General features: G+C 58.4%; 21 protein-coding genes. 2 read left to right on the top strand and 19 right to left on the bottom strand.

The window, feature by feature from the left end; all coding sequences use genetic code 11:
- Positions 1-17: 17 nt before the first annotated feature.
- Genes CI070_RS11765 through CI070_RS11805 form a run of 9 tightly spaced genes read right to left on the bottom strand, consistent with a single transcriptional unit; the run spans position 18 to position 10,693 of the window.
- Positions 18-818, bottom strand: coding sequence for a LysM peptidoglycan-binding domain-containing protein (locus tag CI070_RS11765; protein ID WP_094136797.1), 801 nt, complete (start codon positions 816-818; stop codon positions 18-20).
- 23 nt (positions 819-841) lie between these two features.
- Complete coding sequence (murD, locus tag CI070_RS11770; protein ID WP_094136798.1) at positions 842-2,152, bottom strand: UDP-N-acetylmuramoyl-L-alanine--D-glutamate ligase; 1,311 nt, start codon at positions 2,150-2,152, stop codon at positions 842-844.
- A gap of 12 nt (positions 2,153-2,164) precedes the next feature.
- Positions 2,165-3,268, bottom strand: a complete 1,104-nt coding sequence (gene mraY, locus CI070_RS11775) for a phospho-N-acetylmuramoyl-pentapeptide-transferase (RefSeq protein WP_094136799.1) — start codon at positions 3,266-3,268, stop codon at positions 2,165-2,167.
- A gap of 5 nt (positions 3,269-3,273) precedes the next feature.
- On the bottom strand, positions 3,274-4,647 hold the full coding sequence (locus tag CI070_RS11780) for a UDP-N-acetylmuramoyl-tripeptide--D-alanyl-D-alanine ligase (RefSeq protein WP_179218457.1): 1,374 nt from the start codon (positions 4,645-4,647) through the stop codon (positions 3,274-3,276).
- Positions 4,648-4,669: 22 nt separating this feature from the next.
- Positions 4,670-6,175 carry a UDP-N-acetylmuramoyl-L-alanyl-D-glutamate--2,6-diaminopimelate ligase gene (locus tag CI070_RS11785; RefSeq protein WP_094136801.1) on the bottom strand — a complete coding sequence of 502 codons (1,506 nt, stop codon included), beginning with the start codon at positions 6,173-6,175 and terminating at the stop codon, positions 4,670-4,672.
- A gap of 7 nt (positions 6,176-6,182) precedes the next feature.
- Positions 6,183-8,282 carry a peptidoglycan D,D-transpeptidase FtsI family protein gene (locus CI070_RS11790; protein WP_094136802.1) on the bottom strand — a complete coding sequence of 700 codons (2,100 nt, stop codon included), beginning with the start codon at positions 8,280-8,282 and terminating at the stop codon, positions 6,183-6,185.
- Positions 8,283-8,298: 16 nt separating this feature from the next.
- The gene (locus CI070_RS11795) at positions 8,299-8,643 is read right to left on the bottom strand and encodes a hypothetical protein (protein ID WP_046437711.1); all 345 of its coding nucleotides are present in this window, start codon (positions 8,641-8,643) and stop codon (positions 8,299-8,301) included.
- A gap of 22 nt (positions 8,644-8,665) precedes the next feature.
- On the bottom strand, positions 8,666-10,228 hold the full coding sequence (rsmH, locus tag CI070_RS11800) for a 16S rRNA (cytosine(1402)-N(4))-methyltransferase RsmH (protein WP_256943572.1): 1,563 nt from the start codon (positions 10,226-10,228) through the stop codon (positions 8,666-8,668).
- A gap of 9 nt (positions 10,229-10,237) precedes the next feature.
- Positions 10,238-10,693, bottom strand: a complete 456-nt coding sequence (locus CI070_RS11805; RefSeq protein WP_046437709.1) for a division/cell wall cluster transcriptional repressor MraZ — start codon at positions 10,691-10,693, stop codon at positions 10,238-10,240.
- 156 nt (positions 10,694-10,849) lie between these two features.
- Between CI070_RS11805 and CI070_RS11810 the strand changes: the two genes are divergently transcribed.
- Both CI070_RS11810 and CI070_RS11815 read left to right on the top strand, forming a co-directional pair.
- On the top strand, positions 10,850-11,629 hold the full coding sequence (locus CI070_RS11810) for an MBL fold metallo-hydrolase (protein WP_094136803.1): 780 nt from the start codon (positions 10,850-10,852) through the stop codon (positions 11,627-11,629).
- Between the two features lie 52 nt (positions 11,630-11,681).
- Positions 11,682-12,344: a trimeric intracellular cation channel family protein gene (locus CI070_RS11815; RefSeq protein ID WP_179218458.1), complete on the top strand. Its 663-nt coding sequence runs from the start codon at positions 11,682-11,684 to the stop codon at positions 12,342-12,344.
- Positions 12,345-12,350: 6 nt separating this feature from the next.
- On the opposite strand, the gene CI070_RS11820 is transcribed toward CI070_RS11815, so the two are convergent.
- From CI070_RS11820 to CI070_RS11865, 10 genes are all read right to left on the bottom strand, one after another.
- On the bottom strand, positions 12,351-12,899 hold the full coding sequence (locus CI070_RS11820; RefSeq protein ID WP_094136805.1) for an HNH endonuclease: 549 nt from the start codon (positions 12,897-12,899) through the stop codon (positions 12,351-12,353).
- A 53-nt stretch (positions 12,900-12,952) separates the two neighbouring features.
- Positions 12,953-14,302, bottom strand: a complete 1,350-nt coding sequence (gene mnmE / locus CI070_RS11825) for a tRNA uridine-5-carboxymethylaminomethyl(34) synthesis GTPase MnmE (protein WP_094136806.1) — start codon at positions 14,300-14,302, stop codon at positions 12,953-12,955.
- Positions 14,299-15,372: a tRNA 2-thiouridine(34) synthase MnmA gene (gene mnmA, locus CI070_RS11830; RefSeq protein WP_094136978.1), complete on the bottom strand. Its 1,074-nt coding sequence runs from the start codon at positions 15,370-15,372 to the stop codon at positions 14,299-14,301. Before mnmA ends, mnmE begins: the two co-directional genes overlap by 4 nt.
- A 278-nt stretch (positions 15,373-15,650) precedes the next feature.
- Positions 15,651-16,595 (bottom strand): tRNA (adenosine(37)-N6)-dimethylallyltransferase MiaA, encoded by a 945-nt coding sequence (gene miaA, locus CI070_RS11835; protein WP_094136807.1) that lies wholly within the window; start codon positions 16,593-16,595, stop codon positions 15,651-15,653.
- A gap of 44 nt (positions 16,596-16,639) precedes the next feature.
- Positions 16,640-17,380 (bottom strand): GDSL-type esterase/lipase family protein, encoded by a 741-nt coding sequence (locus CI070_RS11840; protein WP_094136808.1) that lies wholly within the window; start codon positions 17,378-17,380, stop codon positions 16,640-16,642.
- Positions 17,361-17,636 (bottom strand): hypothetical protein, encoded by a 276-nt coding sequence (locus tag CI070_RS11845; protein ID WP_143246915.1) that lies wholly within the window; start codon positions 17,634-17,636, stop codon positions 17,361-17,363. Before CI070_RS11845 ends, CI070_RS11840 begins: the two co-directional genes overlap by 20 nt.
- A 63-nt stretch (positions 17,637-17,699) precedes the next feature.
- Positions 17,700-18,464, bottom strand: a complete 765-nt coding sequence (locus CI070_RS11850) for an acyltransferase family protein (protein ID WP_094136810.1) — start codon at positions 18,462-18,464, stop codon at positions 17,700-17,702.
- Positions 18,465-18,512: 48 nt separating this feature from the next.
- On the bottom strand, positions 18,513-19,130 hold the full coding sequence (locus CI070_RS14240) for an acyltransferase (protein WP_297576291.1): 618 nt from the start codon (positions 19,128-19,130) through the stop codon (positions 18,513-18,515).
- On the bottom strand, positions 19,130-20,275 hold the full coding sequence (locus CI070_RS11860; protein WP_094136812.1) for a glycosyltransferase family 4 protein: 1,146 nt from the start codon (positions 20,273-20,275) through the stop codon (positions 19,130-19,132). The genes CI070_RS14240 and CI070_RS11860 overlap by 1 nt, the downstream gene beginning before the upstream one ends.
- A 22-nt stretch (positions 20,276-20,297) precedes the next feature.
- The gene (locus CI070_RS11865; protein ID WP_143246916.1) at positions 20,298-21,521 is read right to left on the bottom strand and encodes a glycosyltransferase family 4 protein; all 1,224 of its coding nucleotides are present in this window, start codon (positions 21,519-21,521) and stop codon (positions 20,298-20,300) included.
- Between the last annotated feature and the right edge of the window lie 254 nt (positions 21,522-21,775).

Here is a 21,775-nt window from a genome sequence, read left to right on the forward strand (position 1 = left end):
GAAGGGCAGGAAGAGGCCTACTTTTTGGGGATCATGATTTTTTGCCCAATCTTGAGACGCGCTACGTCCCGGTCATTCATCTTGTTGAATTTCTGGAGGGCGCGCCAGTTCATTTTATATTTGCGGGCGATTACGGAGAGGGTTTCCCCTTTCTTCACAATGTGGGGCACGCCTTCCGGCTCCATTTCCTCCGCGGCGGGCTTTTCCGGTTCAAGTTTGTCTCCGGGCCGTGCCGGGATGACGAGCGTGCTTCCGCTGACAAGGCGCTGCACTTTGGGATTGACGGCTTTCAGGTCATTGACGGCCACCTGGTTGTCACGCGCGACGCGTTCCCAGGTATCTCCCGTGCGCACGATGTGGCGCGCAGGACCTGCCACCGGAGCCGCATCCGGAATGTGTTCCTCCGCCACGGGGGCCGGCTGCCTGTTGGGGCGCGCGTCCACTACCTGTTCCGGCTGCGTGATGGTGACCGGGGCCGCGGGTTGGGCCTGGGGAACCTGGGGCAGGGCTGCCGGGGGCGCTGTGGGAGCGGGACGCTGCGGGACGGTGGGCGGCGCGGGCAGGGCGGCCGCCATTTCTACGGTTTCCGTCGTGTTTCTGAACCAGGTGCTGCGGACGTAAACGCCGCCGATGACGAGAAGGTGAAGAAGAAGAAGGACGACGAGCCAGCGCACGACGGTGCTGCTGGGCGCATCGTCTTCAAATTCGGAGACGCGTGCGCGGTATTTGCTGAGTTTGGCCCGGAGTACGGTGCCCATTTTGCGTTTCGGACGGGTGCGTCCGGTCGGATTGTGATCAGGTGTCTTGGTCGTTTTCATGATGGTCGTTTTCTGGTGAATTGTCAGGAAAGGGGGGAGAGGGCGTTCACCGCGTCCCGGAAGGCCTGGCCGCGCTGGACATACCCGGTGAACATGTCAAAGGAAGAAGTGCCGGGGGAGAAGAGGACGGTGTCTCCCGGCCGGGCGAGAGAGCGGGCCTTTGCCACGCAGGCCTCTACATCTGCGGCTTTTTCCGTGGGGACTGCGGGGGAAAAAGCATGCTGGAGCTGGTCCGCAATCTGGCCGAATACCACGCAGGCGCGCACTTTTTCTTTCAGCATGGGCTGCAGGGGCACGTAATCCAGCCCCTTGTCCTTGCCTCCGGCAATCAGGATGACGGGGGAATGCTGTGATTTCAGAGCCGCTTCCAGCGCATGCAGATTCGTGGCTTTGGAATCGTTCAGCCACAGCACGCCGTCCAGTGTTCGGACGGTTTCGCAGCGGTGGCCGGGGGGCGTGAACTCCTTCAATACTTCTGCGGCTGTTTCTGCGGGAATTCCCAGGTGGCGGCATGCTAGGACGGCGGCCATGACGTTTTCCGCATTATGGCGCTGGTTCAGGGCGGTCCCTTCCAGGTTCAGCAGGGGGGCGTCGCCCTCCATGATCAACGGTTCGCGGTAATAAAGGTCAGCCGCCGGATCTTCCGGACTAAAGGTGAGCACGGAGGCTTTCAGGTGTGGAAGCCGTTCTCCGGAGCGAACGACGGCCAGGTCTTGTCCCGTCTGGTTGTCAAAGATATGGAGTTTGGCGCGGTGGTAATCCTCCACGGATTTGTAGCGGTCCATGTGGTCCGGCGCAAAATTGAGCCATACGGCCACGTCCGGATGAAAATCGCGGATGGTTTCCAGCTGGAAGGAGCTGACCTCCAGCGCCAGCACGTCCGGCACGGAATCCCGGAGCAGGATTTCCGCCATCGGCACGCCGTAATTGCCGCAGGCAACGGCGGTCTTTCCGGCACGCAGCAAAATCTTTTCCACCAGGGATGTGGTGGTGGTTTTGCCGTTGGTTCCGGTGATGGCGATGATGCGGCCATGGTAAAAGCGGCATGCCAGCTCCATTTCACCGATGGTTTCCACGCCTTCCCGGCTAAAGGATTTGACAAAGGGGCTGTCCGTCTCAATGCCGGGGGAGATGACTACAAGGTCCGCGTGGAAGGCGCGCCCGCCTTCTTCCGTGGCGGCGGTATGCAGGGGAATGTCTTCCGGCCATCCGCCAATGGAGGCGGAAGCGTCAAACACGCATACCCGTGCGCCATGCTTCATGGCGAGGCGCGCCGCGGCGCGTCCGCTTCTTCCCGCTCCCAGAACGGCGATGTTGAGGTTATTGAGCTGCATGTTCGTGGTTTGTCAGGCGGTGGTTATCAGGAAAAGGCCCAGGAAAGCCAACAGGAGGCTGATCATCCAGAAACGGGCAATCACCTGCGTTTCCTTCCAGCCCTTGAGTTCGAAATGGTGGTGGATGGGGGCCATGGCGAAGATGCGTTTGCCGTGGCGCAGCTTGTAGCTGCCCACCTGCAGGACGACGGACACGGCTTCCATGACGAAGACGCCCCCGATGACGATAAAGAGAAGCTCCTGCGCCGTGCAGACGGCAGCCATGCCGAACGCGCCGCCCAGGGCCAGGGAACCGGTGTCTCCCATAAATACCCTGGCCGGGTAGCAGTTGTGCCACAGGAAGCCCAGGCAGGCCCCTACCAGGGCCATCATGAAGACGCTGATTTCTCCCGCGCCGGGATGGAAGGGGATGTCCAGGGAATCCGCCGTCAGCCAGCTTCCGCAAAGGGCGGCAATGATGGCGTAGGAGATGCCCGTGGCGACGGAGCAGCCGGAAGCGAGGCCGTCCAGTCCGTCCGTCAGGTTCACCGCATTGGAGGCGGACATGACCACCACGACGCCAAAGGGAATGTAAACGAACCATGGCAGGTTTACCTGGCCGTAGAACGGGATGAACAGGGAGGATATGTAGTCGTGAAGTTCCACCCGGGGGCTGCCTTCAGGGTACAGGTACAGGAAGGTGACGCCGGCCAGGCCGGCCAGGAACTGGACGAGGAGTTTTTTACGTGCGGAAATGCCGTCCGAGGTTTTTTTCGCCACCTTCAGGTAATCGTCCCGGAATCCCAGCAGGCCCAGAGCCAGGGTGACGATCAGGCAGGCGATGATGAAAGGATTGCCCATTCTGGCGCACAAGAGGGTGGCCGCCGTCATGGAACCCACGATCAGCACGCCGCCCATGGTGGGCGTTCCCGCCTTGGCCCCGTGGAGTTCCGCCAGTTTGTGCACCTCTTCCGCCGTCCTGATGGGCTGGCCGATTTTCAGGGAAATCAGCTCCCGGATGACCCGTGGGGCGAGGATCATCGTCAGGACAAAAGAAACCAGGCAGGCCAGAAGGGCTCTCCCTGCCGGTCCTGCAAATGCCCCCGAGGGGCTGAACTGTTCAATGAGGGAATGCATACAATTTACTGTGGCGGAAAGGTGAGGTTCATGACTTGCTCCATCCGGGTAAAACGGCTGCCTTTGAAGAGGACGACGTCTCCCTGCGCCGTATGGCCGCGGAGCCATTCGGCCGCTTCCTCCGCGGAGCCGAAGTTCAGGCGTTGAGTGAATGAATTGGGAGAAATAGCGTCCGTAATCCGGGCGGCGTCCGTTCCCACGCTGACGACGCAGTCAAGATGGAGCTCTTCCGCCGTGCGGCCCACCAGAACATGCCCTTCCTCGGAAAACACGCCCAGTTCCCCCATTTTGCCCAGCACCGCAAAGCGTCTGCCGGCGCAGGAAAGCTCTGCTAAGGTACGCAGGGCGGCCTGCATGGAATCCGGGTTGGCGTTGTAGGTGTCATCCACTACCAGAATGCCGTTGATCCGGGCGCAGTGAAGCCTTCCGTTCGTGAGCCGCGCCTGGGTGAGACCGGAGGCGATTTGCTCTTTCGCAAGACCTGCCACCCAGCCGGCGGCGGCGGCCAGAAGCGCGTTGGTTACCATGTGCCGCCCGTGGATGGGCAATTCCACCTCTTCCCAGCAGAAATTCGGAATGGAAAGGGTGAAGCGTGTCCCTTTTTCCGTGGAGACGGGATTTTCCGCGCGAACGGTTCCGGCGCCAATGCCGCAGTCAATACAGGCGGCGCGGGTGGATTGACGGATCATATCCGCATAATCGCAGTCCGCCGGAAAAATCATGAAGCCGTCTTCCGGCAGGCAGCGTGCCAGCGTGCATTTTTCCCGGGCGATGTTTTCCCGGGAGCCCAGGTATTCCATGTGGGAAGTGCCGATGCTGGTGATGATGCCGATTTTCGGGCGCGTCATCTCACACAGGGGGGCCAGTTCCCCGGAGTGGTTCATGCCCATTTCCCACACGGCGGCTTCGTCCGACGGCGCGGCGCGGAGGATGCTGAGGGGAACGCCGATGTGGTTGTTCAGGTTGCCCTGCGTGGCGATGGTGCGGAGCCCCTGTGAAAGAATGGAAGCCGTCAGGTCCTTGGTGGAGGTTTTTCCGTTGGAACCGGTCAGGCCGATGACGGTGAGGGGCAGCTCGGAACGCCACCAGGCGGCCAGCTTCTGAAGGGCTTTCAGCGTGTCCTCCACCAGAATGACGGCGCAGGAGGGATCCATGCCTTCCTCCACACGGCTGACGACGGCGGCGGCCGCAGTGCGGGATGCCTCCGGCGCAAACAGGTTGCCGTCAAATTTTTCTCCCCCCAGCGCGAAGAAAACGGCATGTGGGGGCAGATGGCGGCTGTCCGTGCACACGCCTCCGGAAGCGACCCTGTCGAAGGGGCCGCTGACCAGTTTTCCGCCGATGACGTTGCAGATGCCGTGTGCCGTGAGGGAAATCATGAAAGAAAGATGGAATAACGTGTTATGCCTGGGGGAATTCTTCCCGTTCCTTGATGAACATGTTGCGGCGCACTTCCTTGGCGTCGCTGAAATCAATGCGGCCGGTGGAAAGTTCCTGGTAATTTTCATGACCCTTGCCCGCAATGAGGACGATGTCCCCCAGGCGGGCCTGGTCGATGGCCGTGGCAATAGCCCTGGCGCGGTCCGGAATGATGGCGTATCTGCCTTCCGGCATGCCCGCCGCAATCTGGTTGATGATGGAGAGGGGTTCCTCGCTTCTGGGATTGTCGGAGGTGACGATGCAGGCGTCCGACAGGCGCGCGGCTGCGGCTCCCATCAGCGGGCGTTTTCCCCTGTCCCGGTCCCCTCCGCAGCCGAATACGGTAATCAGGCGGCGGGAGCACAGTTCCTTGAGCGTCTTGCAGACGTTTTCCAGAGCGTCCGGCGTGTGGGCGTAGTCAATGAAAATCTGGGCTCCTCCGGGGTGGGTGAATAGTTCCAGCCTGCCGGGAACCTGCGGAATATTCTGAAGGTTCGCAATGGCGTCCCGCACGGGGATGCCGGCGCAAATGACGGCGGCCAGCGCGGCCAAACTGTTGTACATGTTGAACTTGCCGATCAGGGGAACGCGGACCAGATAGCTTTTCCCTTTGTATTCCAGTTCGTACTCGCTGCCTTTGGCGGTGGCGTGGTGCACCAGCATGCGGAAATCCGCCCCCAGGGCGGACCCGTAGGTCTTTACGGTCATGCGGCCGGAAAACATTTCCGCCAGCCGGCGGCCGTAGGCGTCGTCGATGTTGATGACGGCCACGGGTTTTCTCCGGGATCCGGTGTCCTGCGCCATCTGTTCGAACAATTTCGCTTTGGCCTGGAAATAATTCTCCATGGTATGGTGGTAATCCAGGTGGTCCTGGGTCAGATTGGTGAAAATGCCCACGTTGAAATTGATGCCGGCCACGCGTTCCTGATCCAGCGCGTGGGAGGAAACCTCCATGGAGACGCCGCGGCAGCCGTTTTCATACATTTCCTTCAGCAGGTGTTCCAGTTCCAGCGGACCGGGCGTGGTATGGGTGGAAGGGATGATTTCCTCCCCGTTGTCATAGGCGATGGTGCCGATCAGCCCCGCGCGCAGCCAGGACTGCTTGAGCAGGGAATGGGCAATGTAGGCCGTTGTGGTTTTTCCGTTCGTTCCCGTCACGCCGATCATGGTCATGTGGCGGGAGGGGCGCCCGTTCCAGACCGCGCCCATCAGGCTGACGGCCAGACGGGAATCGTTTACTTCCACCCAGCTGACTCCTGCCTCCCTCGCTTCCTGCGTGCAGGGCATTTCCGCGACGACGGCACAGGCCCCGCGGCGAATGGCTTCCGGGATGAATTCGTGGCCGTCCGCCCGGGTCCCCTTCAGGGCAATGTAGCAGGAGCCGGGCAGAATGCGCCGGCTATCGCATTCCAGATGTGAAATTTTCACCTGGGGGGAGCCGGTGAGCGTATGGGAGGGAAGGTCTTTGAGTAAGGTAAGTAGCTTCATGACGGGATTATCTGCGCGGCGGTTTGGATGGAGTAGAAGAGGTCTGGGTTCGGGAGGCTTTTTTATTGGTCTCCGCGGAAGGGGAATTTTTGGGGATGTTCATGGCGGCCGCCAGGCGGGTGGCCAGCTTCTGGAAGACCGGGGCGCATACGGTGCCGCCTCCGGGGTGGCAATGCTTGGAAGTGGGGTCGTCAATGACGACGAGGCAGACGAAGGCCGGGTCCTCCACCGGGAGCATTCCTACGAAGGAGACGGTGTAGCGGTTTTCAAAGTAGCCGCCTGTAGGCTTCACCTTGTGGGCGGTTCCGGTTTTGCCTCCCACGTTGTAGCCTTCAATCCGCGCTCTTTTGGCGGTTCCGTCCAGATCCGTGACGTGGAACAGGGCGTTCCGAAGGTCCCGGGCCGTCTTGACGCTCATGACCCGGCATACCTCCACGGGAGGGGAAGGCTGGAAGTTCTTGTCATCCACGTAAATGCCGTCAACCAGCCGGGGGCGCATGCGCACGCCGTCATTGGCGATGGCGGCGTAAGCCATGGCGACCTGCAGGGGGGAGACCATCAGGGAATAGCCGAAGCTGATGCGGGAAAAGTTGACGAAGTTGCTTCCGTCCTGGCACTGGCTGTTGGTTTCCCCCGGCAGGTCGATGCCCGTTTTGGAGGAAAATCCGTACAGGTCAAAGTATTTTTTATACGTGGGCCAGCCCGATTTCAGCGCAATGCGGAAAGCGCCCGGGTTGCTGGATTTTTTCAGCACGCCCGCTACGGTCAGACCGCCATAGGAACGGGGGGCATCCGTGACGGGACGGGAACCGGGAACCGGATAGGGGGTGCAGTTGATCATGGTGTCAAACGTGGCCTTTCCGCTGTCCACGGCGGATGTGACGGAAACGATTTTAAAAGTGGAGCCGGGTTCGTACAGGGACTGCACGGCGAAATGGTAGGCGCCTTCCTGAAGGCCCTCGCGCGTATTTAAATTATAGTGGGGCCGGCTGGCCATCGCCAGAATGCTTCCGGTCTTGGGTTCCACCACAATAATGCAGCCGCGGGGTTTGTGGGTCTGGTCCGTGTAAAAAGAGATGGCGGCGTCCAGCTCCTCCTCCACGATCGTCTGGTACTCCATGTTTACCGTCAGGCGCACGTTCAGCCCGTCAACGGCATCCTTGAAGCGGGAATCCGCGGAGGGAATGATGCGTCCGCGGCTGTCTTTCCGGTACTCCCTGATGCCGTTGTGGCCCAGCAGCTGGTCGTCCAGCTGTTTTTCCAGGCCGGAAAGGGCCACGGGCCGGGGGCCGCTGTCCTTCGTCTGGGCGATGTAGCCCAGAATATGCACCATGCATTCCGGCACGGAATAAACGCGTTTGGAGGAGGTCTCAAAACGGAACCCCTGGACGCGGGCGTTCTGGATAGCCTGCCGCAGCAGTTCCGCTTTTTCCTCAGACAGGTTTTTGGCAATGACGATGCGCTTCTTGGGAATCGCCCCGTCTTTTTCCACCGTATTGATGATATCCTGCACATTCATGTCCGGCAGGAAGGGGGCAATCACTTTGGCGGCGTATTCCAGGTGCGCCTGCACGTATTCTTTTACCATTTCCGGCTCATAAAGCTCTTCCAGCTTTTTCCTGGCCATGTCCACCCCTTCCGGTCCGTTTTCAGGCTCTTCCAGCAGGATTTTCGCCAGGTTGTGTTCCTTGCTGCCATCCTTTTTACTGGCGGCCTGCCCCAGAATCTTGCTGCGGAAGCCGGAAACGAGCTTTTCCTTTTCCTTATCCGTTGCGGCTTTCTCCCAGAAGGGGGAATGGACGGCCTTGGAATAGGCCAGAGCCCAGCTGATGGTCTTGGGATCGTTCAGGTGATAGCCGTCCGCAATCAGCTCGGAACTTTGCATGTTGCTGGTGAGGATTTCCTCATTGGCGTCCATGATGCGTCCGCGCTGGGGCAACAGAACCTCCCGTTCAATAATGCCGCCGCTGGAAACGCCGCTCGTTTTCTGGGGGGAAACCAGCTGAAGATTGACCAGCGACAACATCAGCCAGATGACCGCCGCGCCCGCCACGCCGCACAGGACGAGGCTTCTTCTGGCGAATCTGGACTTCGTGATCGTGATCATGAACGGCTCAACGCGTTTAATGGCCTGCCGCGGCGATTCGGGAGGCGTTTTCGGAAGAAATGTATTCTACGGCTGAGGGCTCGATAGGCTGTAGATTGGACTTGTCCTGAGCCAGCCTGTCGCGGATGGCCCAGCGGCTGGTCAGGGAGGAAGTCTTGGAGCGGTAATATTCCTTTGTGAGTTCGCAGGAGGCGATCTCTTCATTCATCTGCTTGATGTCGCGCGCGACCTGGATCTGGTCGTTTTTCAGAACGGCATAAGTGATGCCCGCTCCGCAGGTAAGGGAGGCGAAGGCAATGAGCCACATGATCATGCTCACGCTGATCTGGTGGCCGGTGAAACGCTGTTTGAATCTTTTCATGGCGGTGGGGAAAGAGAGATAGTCAGATGATTTTTTCCACGCCGCGCAACTTGGCGCTGCGGGAACGGGGGTTGGTTGAAAGTTCTTCTTCTCCCGCAGTGACGGGCTTGCGGGAAAGCGGGCGGAAGCAGTAATCCGGGTTGGGCCGGGGAGCCGGCCATTCCGGGCGGTCTATTTCCGGACGGCTCCGCAGCTCAAAGAACTGCTTGACCCGGCGGTCTTCCAGACTGTGGAAGGTGATGACGGCCATGCGGCCTCCCTGCCCGAGCAGACGCACGGAGGAATCCAGCAGGGCGTCCAGAGCATCCAGCTCGCCGTTGACGGCTATTCTCAGGGCCTGGAACGTGCGGGTGCCGGGGTGCTGCCTTCCTTTGCGCGGCAGGACGGATTCCACGATGCGGGCAAGCTGTGCGGTAGTGGTGATGGGGGCCTGGGCGCGGGCTTTCCCAATGGCGCGGGCAATGGCGCGGGAAGCGCGTTCCTCTCCGAATTGCCAGAGAATGGCTGCGATTTCTTCTTCCGGGGCCTCATTCACCAGGTTCCGGGCGGAAAAGGCGGCGCGGGTATCCATCCGCATGTCCAGAGGGCCGTCTTCCCGAAAAGAAAAACCGCGGGAGGCGGTGTCAAGCTGGTGGGAGGAAACGCCCAGATCCGCCAGCAGCCCGTCCACCCGGGAAACCCCCTGCTGGGAAAGAATGCTTTCCACATCCTGGAAGTTGCCGGCGAGCGCCTTGAAACGGGAACCGAAGCGCGCCAGCCTGAGTATGGCGGCGCGGCGGGCATCCGCATCGCGGTCAATGCCCCAGACGGTGGCGCCCTGTTCCAGCAGAAGCTCCGTGTGGCCTCCGCCGCCAAGCGTGCAGTCCACGATGAATTTGCCGGGGCCCGCTTTCAGCATGTCCACCGTCTCATGCAGCAAAACGGTAATGTGCCGGAAACCGTTTCCGGAGACGGTTTCGTCCGCTTCCGCGTCAACAGCGGCAACGGCGTCATCCCCAAGTTCGGAAATCAGGGCATCCGCCCTTGCCGCGGCTTCCCGGGCTTTCAGGGCTTCCGTGTGGTACGCGTTTTCCCAGTTCATGGAGGGGGCCAGCGCCTTCCAGGAGCAGACCAGTTCATCCACTCCCTTCTCCTCCGTCAGCTCCGCAACCACATGCACATGGTTGCGGCAGACGCTCCACGCCAGTACGCGGCAGGACGTTTCTTCCGCGAGTCCGTTTGCCAGGGCCTGCACTTCCTCCGTGCGGATGTGCGTACCCGCGCCCGCGCGTAAAGAAAGCTCAATATGGTCGTCAAAAGCCCGGTTCAGGTCGGAGGACAATGCGCCCAGCTTGCCATAGGCGCCCTTTTGCCCGGCCAGGGACATTTCCTCCATAAGGCGTGCTTTTTCCTGTTGCCAGGCAACCATATCCTGCGCCGGAAGGGCGTCGTGCCCCCAGAAAACGATGGAATAAGCCGTGAGTTCCGCATGCAACCCGGTTCTGGCGCCGACGCCCAGGCCGGAAGCGAGCCAGCCCGGGCGCAATGCAAGCGTTGCGCAGGGGCGTGCCTGGGGATCGGGCGGAATGGAAGAATCTGGTGGCATGAAGGAAAGTCAGAGAATGCCGTAGGATTGGTTGATGTCGGAGATGCTGGCGTTCTCACGCCGGGAAACTTCTTCATAGAGAGAGGGTTCCCACAATTCAAAATATCCTCTCCGTGCGGCGAGCCGGACGGAGGAACTGAGCTGTGCGTGTTCGCACATTTGTTTGGGTATCAGCAGCTTGCCTTGAGCGTTGATGACAGCCTCCACACAGTTGGCGTATAATTTGCCGATGAACAGGTCGATTTGCGCTTCCGTATAGCCGGGAGTTGCTTCTATCTTGTCAATGAGTTGCTGGAATTTTTCCCGCGTATAGGCTTTGACGGTCGGCAAATCAAGGCGCCGGCCGGATAACAGGAGCAGGGCGCAACCTTCGGAGGGCCTCCATTCTGCCGGAATGGCAATCCGGTTTTTGGGGTCCAGCTTGTGCGTGTATGCACCAAAAAGGTTGTCTGATACACTGCTCATCGCATGCAAGTACACTACGTAGTGACTTCAATACACTTTAATGCACCTGAAATGTCAATCCCGTACTGGAAAAAAGTATTTTTTCATATGCCCATATCCTGAAAAAAGCATGGATACGGTCTTGCTCCCCACCGGGGGCGGTATTATATTCCGCGCATGATGCAGTTTTGCGTGTTGGGCAGCGGCAGCGGGGGAAATGCCACCATTGTCAGGGCGGGGGAAACCGTCCTGCTGGTGGATGCCGGGTTCAGCGCCGCCAGACTGCGGGACAAGATGAAGTCCGCCGGCGTAGAACCGGATGAGCTGGCCGCTATTCTGCTCACCCACGAACACGCGGATCACATGAAAGGCGTGCACCAGTTCACCAGAAAGCATGCCGTGCGTGTTTACGCCACCCGCCATACGGCCATGTGCGTCCAGGAAAAAGCACCGGAGGCCCCCTGGGCCTATTTTGAAAAGGGCCAGTCTTTCAAAATAGGGGATATCGTCATTACTCCCTTCCCCACTTACCATGACGCCGTGGACCCGGTGGGATTCAAATTTGAAACAGAACGGTCCAGTCTGGGTTTTATTTCTGATACGGGGCAGGCTCCCGGCTGCATCGCGGAATATCTTGCCATGGTGGATAGTCTGGTGGTGGAATCAAACTATGATCCGGACATGCTGGCGGCCACTCCCAAGAGGCCCTGGCCGCTGAAACAGCGCATCGCCTCCGCGCACGGGCATCTGTCCAATGAGCAGGCGTGCGACCTGCTGAGGCGGATTGCCCATGACGCCCTGAAAAACGTGGTGCTGGCTCACCTGAGCGCAGAAAGCAATTCTCCGGCATTGGCAGAAAGCCTGATGCGTGATACCCTGCATGACATGGGGCTGGCTTCCACCTCCCTGTTCTGCGCCAGCCAGGACTCCTGCCTGCCGTGGATACGGGTCTGCTGAATACGCCTCTTTTCCTGTTCCTCTCGCCATGTTCCTCTCCACCTGTGAAATCATGAGCACGATCATTGGAGCCTTGGCGGGTTCCATCGCTTCCTCGCGGGTGAAGATGGACCTGTTCGGCGTGATTGTCTGCGGCACCCTGGCCGCTCTGGGCGGAGGAACCGTGCGCGACATCCTGCTGGACATACCGGTGTACTGGACGCTCCCCACCGGGGAAATTTTTGTTCTGGCCTCCGTCGTCACCAGCCTGGCAACCTTTTATGTGGCCCAGAAATATCCGCCTCCCATGGGCACTATCCGCGTGGCGGATGCCATCGTTCTGGCTCTTTTCGGCATGATTGGCACGGAAAAATCCTATCTCCACGGCTATACGCCTACTGTTTCCGTGATGATGGGCATTTGTACCGGCGTGGCGGGAGGCCTGCTGCGCGACGTGCTTACCGGCAACGTTCCCTACGTGTTCCGTCCCGGGGAACTGTATGCCACCGCGGCCCTGCTGGGCGGCGTGGCGTACGCCATGCTTTACTATGCCGGAATTGATTCTTCCACCTGCTTCGTGGCTGGTTTCATAGTCACGCTTTCCGTGCGTTTGGCGGCCATCCGCTGGAACTGGAACCTGCCTTCCTACATTCCGTTATTCACCTCGGATGCGGAGCCGGAAGCTCTGGAGGAAGAGGAAAAGGAAATTTTTTCCGGGAAGCCCGGCGCGCGGTAATGCGCGCTACTTGTGGAAGCACCCTTCTATGCAGTAAACGGAAAGCTTCTCCACTGACCCGTCCCGTTCACAGCAGGAGCGCATGTTGCAATGCGGGCACAGCTCCCGCACATTTGTTACGTCCAGGGTTCCCCGTTTTTCATGAAGGGAATAAAGGTATTTCAGGTATTTTCCTTCCGCGATACGGTGGTGGTTATCCTTTTCCTTTAATCCCTTCCATTCGTAAAGCCGTTTTCCCCCCTTGGAAGAATTGCAGGACTTGCATACTCTGACGACGTTGTCCGTGGTATCTTCTCCCCCGCAGTTGCGCGGCAGGATATGCTCCGTGGTCAAATCCTTTTTTCCGCCGCAATAAATACATTCCCCGGGATGTTCCATTTCCCTGACCCATTCGCGTACGGAGGAAGACCAATGTATGGTCCCTGCGCAAAGCTCTTTCCATTTGCTCATAACCATGCCGTAATGAGCCTTCCCAAAACCGGAAGATGAGGCAATGATTTTGGCATATTGGTAATAAATGATCTGGCGGACGGATTTGACGGCGGGAGGAGGCATGGTAAAAAGATAAGAGCTGTTTGTTGAATCAGATGTCCGGATTTTCCGGAGCTTTATTTCCCCAGGCAGAAGGAGGAAAAAATGGCGCCCAGCACGTCTTCCGTATCCACGGCTCCGGTGATTTCCCCCAGGTGCGTCAGGGCCTCCCTCAGCTCCAGGGCCGTGAATTCAGGACTTTCCTGGCGGGAAATGGATTCCGAAGCCAGCCGGACATGCTCCCGGCAGAGGCCAAGTTCATGCTGGTGGCGGGCATTGATGGCTACCAGGGAACTGCCCGTTTCACCGGGCAGGGAGGAGGCAAAGGCCTGAACAATGGCTTTCTCCAATTCTTTCCTTCCTTCCCCGGTGGCGCAGGAAAACCGGATGCCGGGCACGGCCTCCCAGTCCGGGTGGATTCCGAGGTCGCACTTGTTCAGAATAAGCAGCCGGGGGGCGGTGAGAGCAGGGGAGGGGAGGTCTTTTACCCGGGGCATGGAGGCATCCGCCACTTCCAGAACCAGATCCGCGGCTTCAAGCGCCCTGTTGGTGCGGGTAATGCCAGCCTGTTCAATGACGTCGGAAGATTCGCGGATGCCTGCCGTATCAATCAGCCGCAGGGCCAGCCCGGCCAGTTGAACGGATTCCTCCACCGTGTCCCGCGTGGTTCCGGCAATATTGCTTACAATGGCCCGGTCATACCCCAGCAGGGTATTCAACAGGCTGGATTTTCCCACGTTGGGAGGTCCGGCGATCGCCGTGCGGATGCCTTCCCGCAGCAGGCGTCCGCCTTCGGCAGTTCGGAGAAGGGCGGAAAGCTTTTCCTCCATGCTCCGGAGGCGCGCCAGCAGATCGGAGGCGGTGTCCGGGGAGATGTCTTCATCCGGAAAATCAATATAGGCTTCAATATGGGCCAGCACATGAACCAGGCTGTCTTTCAGTGCGTCCACCTGGGCGCCGACGCCTCCGTCCAGCTGGGTTTGCGCGGCTTTCAGAGCCAGGTCGCTACCGGCGGAAATCACATCCATCACGGCTTCCGCCTGGGTCAGGTCCATGCGCCCGTTCAGGAAGGCCCTTTTTGTGAACTCTCCCGGTTCCGCAGGGGAGGCCCCGCATTGGTAAAGGCGTTTCAGCAGGCGGTCCGTCACCAGCATGCCGCCATGGCAGGAGATTTCCGCGGTGTCTTCCCCCGTATAACTGGCAGGGGCGGGGAACCAGGTGACAAGCGCCTGGTCAATGGCGGCTCCTTCCGCGTCCCGGATGCGGACCAGCGTCGCCCTGCGCGGCCGGAGGCGTTCCGTGAAAGCCGCGGGGGTGCATTGTTTCAGGATGTCCATGCAGCCGGGGCCGCTCATGCGGATGACGGCGATGGCTCCCTGTCCTGCGGCGGTGGCCTGCGCGGCTATGGTGCGTTCCGGGTCAGTCATGGTTCTATGGATTCAAAAAAGCCGCCCCCGAGCAACTTGCCTCCGTCGTAAAAGGCGCAGACCTGTCCCACGGCCAGTGCCCGCAGGGGCGTGTCAAAGGCCAGGCGCACTTTCCCTTCTTCCAGATATTCGCAGGATGCCCATTCCGCCTTGGCCCGGTAGCGGGGCTGGGCCATGACGCGGGCCGGCAGGGGGGCGAGCGTGTTGGAAATGCCGCCGACCACGGCGCGGGACGCGTACAATCCCCGCGTGGACGCGTCTTCATATCCCAGAATCAGGCGGTTGCGTTGGACGTCCTTTCCCACCACCACATAGGCGACTCCCTCCCTCGGGGAGGCGACGCCGTGCCCCTTCCTCTGGCCCATGGTGAACAGATGCAGGCCGTTGTGCGTGCCGAGCGTTCTGCCTTCCGTGTCCACGATTTTGCCGGGCTTGTCCGGTAGGTAGTGGCGCAGGAAATCGCTCATTTTTACCTGGCCGATGAAGCAGATGCCCTGGCTGTCTTTCTTGCGTGCCGTGGGGAGCCCGTATTTTTCCGCGAGAACGCGCACTTCCGGTTTCAGCAGATCCCCAAGGGGAAATACGGCGCGGGCTATCTGGTCCGGGCGCATCAGGGACAGGAAGTAGGACTGGTCCTTGTTCGGGTCCCGCCCACGCAGGATAAAAGCCCCTTGCGGCGTGTCCATCCTGCGGGCGTAATGGCCGGTGGCGACGCAGTCAAATCCCTGTTCCAGGGCATAATCCAAGAAGACGCCGAACTTCATTTCCCGGTTGCACAATACGTCCGGGTTGGGCGTATATCCGGCGCGGTAGCCTTCAATCAGATAATTCACGATGCGGGCGCGGTATTCGTCCACCAGGTCGATGACCCGGAATTCAATACCTGTTGTTTTGGCGACGGCCAGCGCGTCCTGAATGTCCTGTTCCCACGGGCATTCTCCGGGAATGCCTTCGTCATTCACCCAGTTTTTCATGTAGGCCCCCACTACGTCATGACCCTGCTCCACGAGCAGGGCCGCTGCCACGGAGCTGTCCACTCCGCCTGATAAGCCTACAAGGATGCGTGCCACGATGCTGGAAAAGATATGGGGGTGATAAGGCGGACCGCTTTGAGAAAGGCTTTGCCGCCTGCCCCTGTAAACCAAAGATGTTTCCGTAAGCCAAGACAAAAAGCGCGGAAGACAGGCATCCTGATCCGGTTATTCGGCGGAGCTTTCGACAGATCTCTGGCTTTTAAGCGGGTGGCGTAAGCTCAATTTGCCATGCGCATCCTGTGTTCAAGGTTCGTTGCGGCATGCATCATGGATGGCGTCTGGCATTTTCCCCGTTGTGGGACGGTTCCGGATATTTACTGCCGTATGGACAAGGGTGAATGTTCCAGTTCTTCCATGATGCGTTCTGCAAGAGCCCGGGGAGAGTCGGAAGGGGAAGCCGGAAGTTTCCGAAGCCATTGTTCGCGTTTCAGCCAGGTGCGCTGCCGTTTGGCGTATTGCCGGGTGGCGAGGGCCAGCTGGCCCTGGCAGTTTTCACGGGAGATTTCCCCGCGCAGCATGCTTCGTATCAACGCCAGGCCCAGGGTGCGTTCCGCTGTGGCGGAGCATGGGCCGAGGGAAGCCGTTTCCTCCACGGCCCCCTCCTGCATCATGCGTGCGGCACGGTGGGCGATTCTTTCGTCCAGTTCAGGAACATCCCTGCTGATGACCCAGCCGGGCCCGCGCGGCGGGGTCAGCCAGTTCCTCTTCCAGAAGGAAAGAGGTTTCCCTCCGGCAAGGACGATTTCCAGATTGCGTTCCACATAACGCCGGTTGGAGGCATCCGTCGAGGCCGCTCCTTCCGGATCCAGGGAAGAGAGTCTGGCGTATAGCGCTTCCGTGGAACAGTTCGCGAAAGCGGCGCGGAGAGCAGCGTCCCCCGGCGGCGCTTCCGACAGGCCGTGGGAGAGGAATTTGAAGTACAGGCCGGAACCGCCCGTGACGATGGCGATTTTTCCGCGTGCGTGAATTTCTTCCATGCAGCGCATGGCGCGGTGGTAGTGTTCCGTGGCATTCCAGTTCCTTTGGACCGGAATGATGGAAACCATGTGGTGGGGGACCCGTTCCCGGTCTGCCGGGGAAGGCGCCGCCGTCAGGATGGGCAGCTCCCGGTACACCTGGTAAGCGTCGGAACTGACGATTTCTGCGTCCAGCATCTCCGCCAGTTCCACGGCTGCCGCGGATTTGCCCGATCCGGTGGGACCTGCCAGAAACAGGGTCATGGGAAATGTTGCCTGCTGGGGTGGAGAAGATTCAATCATCACGTGGAGTAATGGCGGATAAAGTTTGTTGTTCCTGTGAAGCCCTAAAAGCTGCTCCTGCTTAAAAGCTGTTGGAGGAAGCGGAAAAGCGGAGGCGAAATGGCTTCATATCCCAGGGCGTTGAGATGGAGGCCGTCCCAAGTATAAAGGCTGGCGTCTTTTCCCGGAAGGAAGAAATGGAGGGGGAGGACATGGACATTTTCTCCAAAGTCGTGTTGCAGCAGACAATTCCTGAAGGTTTCCATGCGCGACCCTTTTTGTGCGATGAGCGGGGGAATGACAATGATGGCAGTCGTTTCCGGGCTGTAAATCTCCCTGATTTTTTTGACGATGGCCACGTTTCCCTGAAAAGCCGTCCATCCCAGGCTTTTTTGTACTCCCAGATTGTTGACTCCCGAATACAGGACGATGATTCTGGGCGCCAGAGGGCTTGTCAGGCCGTCATTGAGGCGCCAGAGCAGGTTGCCCGTGGTCTCGCTCCTGGTTCCCAGGTTGAGGCATCCCAGAGGGGAAAACCAGGTTTCCCAGGAATGTTTCCCTTCTTTCAGCCAGAATTCCATGGTGGAGGAACCCAGGAACAACACGGGGGCATGGGGATTCAGCCGGGCATTGCGTTTGTCCTGCCGGTGTTTTTCCAGCAGGGCGCCCTGTTCCGGGGAATAGGGAAGGGGATGGACAGCCAAATGGTAGCGGTAGGCGTGTTTGGCGCACCAGACGGCGCCTAATGCGGCCGGAACGGTTAAAAGAAGAAAGAGGATCCAGGCCTTAATTTTTATTGGGAACATGGGTGATGCGGTCGTTGGCGACGTAGGGCAGGCAGGCCGGGAAGAATTTTCTCAGGAAGAGATAGAGTGCGACGATAAGGAAAATGATGGCCGGTATTAATACAAAGGGTGCGAAAAAGGATTGTTTCCAGATGTGGGAGGGGATCAGCATGATCAAAGGATAATGAAGAACGAATATCAGGAAACAGGCGGGGGCATAGTTGGACAGCTTTCTGGCAACGGGAATTTTCTTTTCCAGCCAGATTCCAAGGGCCATGAGAAGAAGAGCCCCGAAGACAGGGCAGAGGGAATTCAAATGGACAGCCGGCCAGGAGATATTTCATACTCCATAGGATGCCAGTATTTTGTGCATGTTCCATTCCGGGTTATTCTGGCAAACGCTCAAGTAATTGGTGATGCTGAGCAGAAACCCGGTTCCTACGGCGAGCAGGACAAGGGGAGTAAAGGAATTTTTGTAAACGTGTTTTACTTCAGCCAGTTTGATGGAAGACAGGAAAAGGCCCAGACTGAACAGGGAGACGGTGGATGGAGCAAGGGTAATCTTGTTGGCCGGCACGGGGTATTGGAGCCAGTCCGTGCTGAAGCAGATCAGGATCAGGACAAAAACCGGATATTTCAATTTCAGCAGGATGGGGGAAATGAGGGAACAGAGAATGATATCCCTCAAAAACCATGTGGGAGGGGAAAAGGGTTCTCCCGTCAATCCATTGATGGAAAGAGGAATAAAATCGGGAGTGAAAAGGGAGCGGAAGCCTGCAAGGTTGCATAAGTATTCCGGCAGTCCCATATTCATGATTCCCGGATGGAGGAAAGAGATGACTACATTCCAGAACAGAAAGGGAATGAGAAGCGTATAACCCCGCTTGAACGCTTTTTTCCAGGAATTATTCCGGCCCATGAAATAGCCTGCCAGAATCAGGAAAAATGCCACGCGGCCGTTGAAAACCGGAAGCTGGAACAGGCTGGCGAAAGAGAAGGCCGGCGCGTGGACGCATACAATCAGGCATGCCGCGAGGAAGCGGGATATGTCAATCCAATGTTCCCGGGATGAGGGTAATAAAATTGTAGGATTTTGCGGTGTCATGAAAGAGAGTCTGCCTTTGGAGCCCCCTGAGGCAGGCAGGGGAAATGCTCAAGGGCAGATGGCTTTTTGTGTTTCCCGGGGATGTATGAGACGTTCGGGGAGCGGTTTATTTACTGCGGGATTTCCGATGGCCAGGCAGCCGGGAGGCACATCCCGGGTGACGACGGCTCCTGCGGCGACTACGGAACCGGAGCCGATGGTGACTCCTTTCAAGATGGTGGCCCTGGCGCCGATGAAGCATCCTTTCCCGATGGAAATGGGTTGTCCCTGTTCGGGCTGTCCCAGGGTTGATCCCCACCTGGCGCCGCTCCGGGGATAGTGCATGTCGTTGTCCAGAATCAGCGCGTCTGCTCCTATCAGCGTGTGGCGGCCGATGCGGATGCCGTTGACGCAGACCAGGGTGGCTCCGCTGATGCCGCAGCCGTCCTCCAGAATGATGCTTGCCTGATTGGAAAGGGCGGCCAGGCAGGTGTGATGGGAAAGTACCGGATTCATCCGGGTCAGGGAGTGGATGGTGACTCCGTTGCCGATGGTGATGGACGCTCCCGGAAATTTTTTAATGAGGGGAAATCCGGAAAGAATGATGCCTGTTCCGGTGCGCACCCCCCTGAGCCTGAGCAGCAGGCGGCCTATCCCGGAAAGCAGATGGATAAGGAATAATTTCATCAGCGTGGATACAGCATGGTATGATAACGTGACAGGCACCCGGTTACTGTCTGTTTTACGTCCAGCAGGCGGCGGCATTCCTGATGCCGCTCCATTCCCATGGACATGGTTTTATCCAGGCTGACGGAAAGTTTCTGCGCGGCCTCCCTGATGGCGGCGCTGTTGCGGACAGGGACAATATAGCCGGATACGCCGTCCTGAACATATTGAGTCTGTCCGCCTTCTTCCGTGGTGATTACCGGAAGGCCCATGACTCTTGCCTCCTTCACGATGTTGGGGCAGCAATCCCCCAGGGTGGGATGCACCAGGAACCACGCCGTGGAGAGGTGCTGCTGAAGTTCTGCGCGGGAAATGCTGCCCAGCCAGTGGATATTGGGAGTGGACAGGGCTTCCAGCCTTTCCCTGAGGGCTCCGTTGCCCGCAATGAACAGCTGGACATGGGAAAGGGACGGATGCGTGAAAGCCTCCACCAGGTAGGAAATGCCCTTCAACTCGTAAATGGTTCCGGCAAAGAGGCAGGACGGTTCCGGGGAAGGTTTTCTGGCAAGATGGTAAAAGGAAGGTTCCACGCCGTATTCCATGCAGGATAGACGGGCATGGGGGGCAATTTCCGCAACGCGGCCGCACGCCCAGGGGGATTCGCACGTGATAAGATCATAATGTTTGACGGCCATCCGTTCCCAGAGGGCCTGCATATGGAGGAGGAAGGCCTGCGGAGCGCGCTGGCAGTAGGCGGTGAGGGCTCCCTGGTAGGAAAGGAGCTTCTTTCCCCGGAAGGCAATCCCCGCCAGAGCGTAAGCCTGCTCCACGCCCCATACGTGCAGGAGGTCCGGCTGGATATCGTTCAGGGTCTTGCGTATTCTCCGGACGGTCAGGAAATGGGCCGTCAGGATATTCCTGCCCATGCTGCCCAGGGGAAGAATGTGGATGGTCTGGTTGCGCATCCGGATGGTTTCCGGGGCAGAAACGGCTTTGCTGAGGGTGATCCAGTGGATGTCAAAATCTTCCTGAGATTCCAGAGCATGAAAAAGGGAAAAAATCCAGGGAATCGTACGCCGGTCTTTGTTACGGAAAGACGTCAGCAGCCGGCCCAGAGGGAGGTCCGCTGCTATGGCTAATACGGGACGGAGGCGTTTGAACGGCATGGATTGGAAAGAGGAGGCAAGGTTAGCAGGTGGGTAAATGCTCCCGGACGATGGAAGATGCGAACGGAGGCTTTCCTTCCGGGCGGATGGAGGAAAAAAGCAGTTGCTCCCATTCCTGGTTTACTGCGTCGGGGGCGTAACAGGCTTCCCATTGCCGGCGGCCTTTACTCCCCAGTAGTTTGCGTGTTTTTTCGTCCGTCAACGATTCCACGGCTTTTCCCAGCACGGAGGGGGAAGTGTTTTTCAGGACGATTCCCCCCTCCAGGGTGGAAAGAGCTCCTGCGTCCGGAGCGAACCAGGGAACGCCGCATGACATCGCCTCCAGAATGGAGAGGGGCTGCTGTTCCTGATAAGAGTAAAGGAAAACGGCATCGCTTTCCATAATGGCGGCTTCTACTTCCAAACGGGGGAGCCTGTAGAGAATCCTGAATCTGGGGTCATCCCCGATGGCTTGTTCCATTTGTTCCGCGTAGGCATTGTGCTGGGGAATCAGAAAAAGAAAAATGATATGCCGCAGACGGGAGCGTTTCACATGGCGGATGAAGAGAAGCTGCCGTTTCCTCATGCTGGCGCCGGCAGGGCAGGTAAAAACGGGGGCGGAGGAAAGTCCGTATTTTTCCCGGAAAAAAGGAGCGGTTCTTTTCAGAGCCGGGAAGGTGTTGGGAATGCAGGAATAATTGGAAAGTTTGCGTCTGGATGCGTAATAATAATCAAAGCTTTTGAAAAGTGTTCCGTAAGGGTCGAGAAAAACGAGGCGGTTTAGAGGTGATTTCCGGCATACGTTGAGGATATTCCTGCGTATTTGGAAAAAGGAGCAGAGCCATTTTTTCAGACCGAAAAAAGGAGGGTAGTTAAGGCGGAAAAAAGAATGGAAATTGGTGGCTGTTCCATGGGAGCGGAGGAAAAATGGAATGCCTGAATCCCGTGCCGCGTCCAGCAATTCTTCCCGGCACCAATCCGCCCAGGAGTGGTAGATAATAACATCCGGCCGGAAATCTTCCAGAAACCCGTTCAGATATTCCCTTAAGCGGGCTCTGTTCTTAGTCAGGGTGTCCGGCAGGGTGGTGAGAGGGCTGTATGGGCGGGAGCGGAAAGAATCCTCCGGTGAATCCAGAGGGCGTGTGAGGACATGGATGTCCCAGCCCAGGGAGTTCAGGCTGCAGGCCATCTCATAGGCAGCCATGCCCACGCCTCCTTCTTCCGGAGGAAAAACATATGTAACGATGAGAATCCTGCCCTTGCTCACGGGCGGTAATGTAGATGAAAAGAAGAAATAAAACAAGGACACTTTATGGAACTGTTCCGGATCATGGCCCTGTAAAAATGCGGAATTTGTTTTTTATCCGGTGATCGGATAAGGAGGCGGCATGGGAACGGACAATTCTGTCCGGTTTCTATTCCCTGTGAAGGCCTGTTGGCCTGGGCTTCATAAAAAGATATTGATGCAGCAGAATGTTGTGTTAGATTGGCACCGCTTTCCGTACCCGTATGGCCGGCAAT

This window comes from Akkermansia muciniphila, assembly GCF_900184965.1.
GTDB classification, from domain to species: Bacteria; Verrucomicrobiota; Verrucomicrobiia; order Verrucomicrobiales; family Akkermansiaceae; genus Akkermansia; species Akkermansia muciniphila_A.

Bases quoted from the DNA above. Each gene is read 5' to 3' on its own strand.
- rsmH (WP_256943572.1), bottom strand. From the start codon at position 10,228: ATGCCACCAGATTCTTCCATTCCGCCCGATCCCCAGGCACGCCCCTGC.
- CI070_RS11790 (WP_094136802.1), bottom strand. From the start codon at position 8,282: ATGATCACGATCACGAAGTCCAGATTCGCCAGAAGAAGCCTCGTCCTG.
- CI070_RS11795 (WP_046437711.1), bottom strand. From the start codon at position 8,643: ATGAAAAGATTCAAACAGCGTTTCACCGGCCACCAGATCAGCGTGAGC.
- mnmE (WP_094136806.1), bottom strand. From the start codon at position 14,302: ATGACTGACCCGGAACGCACCATAGCCGCGCAGGCCACCGCCGCAGGA.
- CI070_RS11805 (WP_046437709.1), bottom strand. From the start codon at position 10,693: ATGAGCAGTGTATCAGACAACCTTTTTGGTGCATACACGCACAAGCTG.
- CI070_RS11815 (WP_179218458.1), top strand. From the start codon at position 11,682: ATGAGCACGATCATTGGAGCCTTGGCGGGTTCCATCGCTTCCTCGCGG.
- mraY (WP_094136799.1), bottom strand. From the start codon at position 3,268: ATGCATTCCCTCATTGAACAGTTCAGCCCCTCGGGGGCATTTGCAGGA.
- CI070_RS11765 (WP_094136797.1), bottom strand. From the start codon at position 818: ATGAAAACGACCAAGACACCTGATCACAATCCGACCGGACGCACCCGT.
- miaA (WP_094136807.1), bottom strand. From the start codon at position 16,595: ATGATTGAATCTTCTCCACCCCAGCAGGCAACATTTCCCATGACCCTG.
- CI070_RS11860 (WP_094136812.1), bottom strand. From the start codon at position 20,275: ATGCCGTTCAAACGCCTCCGTCCCGTATTAGCCATAGCAGCGGACCTC.
- CI070_RS11820 (WP_094136805.1), bottom strand. From the start codon at position 12,899: ATGCCTCCTCCCGCCGTCAAATCCGTCCGCCAGATCATTTATTACCAA.
- murD (WP_094136798.1), bottom strand. From the start codon at position 2,152: ATGCAGCTCAATAACCTCAACATCGCCGTTCTGGGAGCGGGAAGAAGC.
- CI070_RS14240 (WP_297576291.1), bottom strand. From the start codon at position 19,130: ATGAAATTATTCCTTATCCATCTGCTTTCCGGGATAGGCCGCCTGCTG.
- CI070_RS11785 (WP_094136801.1), bottom strand. From the start codon at position 6,175: ATGAAGCTACTTACCTTACTCAAAGACCTTCCCTCCCATACGCTCACC.
- CI070_RS11780 (WP_179218457.1), bottom strand. From the start codon at position 4,647: ATGATTTCCCTCACGGCACACGGCATCTGCAACGTCATCGGCGGAAAA.
- CI070_RS11810 (WP_094136803.1), top strand. From the start codon at position 10,850: ATGATGCAGTTTTGCGTGTTGGGCAGCGGCAGCGGGGGAAATGCCACC.
- CI070_RS11845 (WP_143246915.1), bottom strand. From the start codon at position 17,636: ATGGCCCTTGGAATCTGGCTGGAAAAGAAAATTCCCGTTGCCAGAAAG.
- CI070_RS11850 (WP_094136810.1), bottom strand. From the start codon at position 18,464: ATGACACCGCAAAATCCTACAATTTTATTACCCTCATCCCGGGAACAT.
- CI070_RS11840 (WP_094136808.1), bottom strand. From the start codon at position 17,380: ATGTTCCCAATAAAAATTAAGGCCTGGATCCTCTTTCTTCTTTTAACC.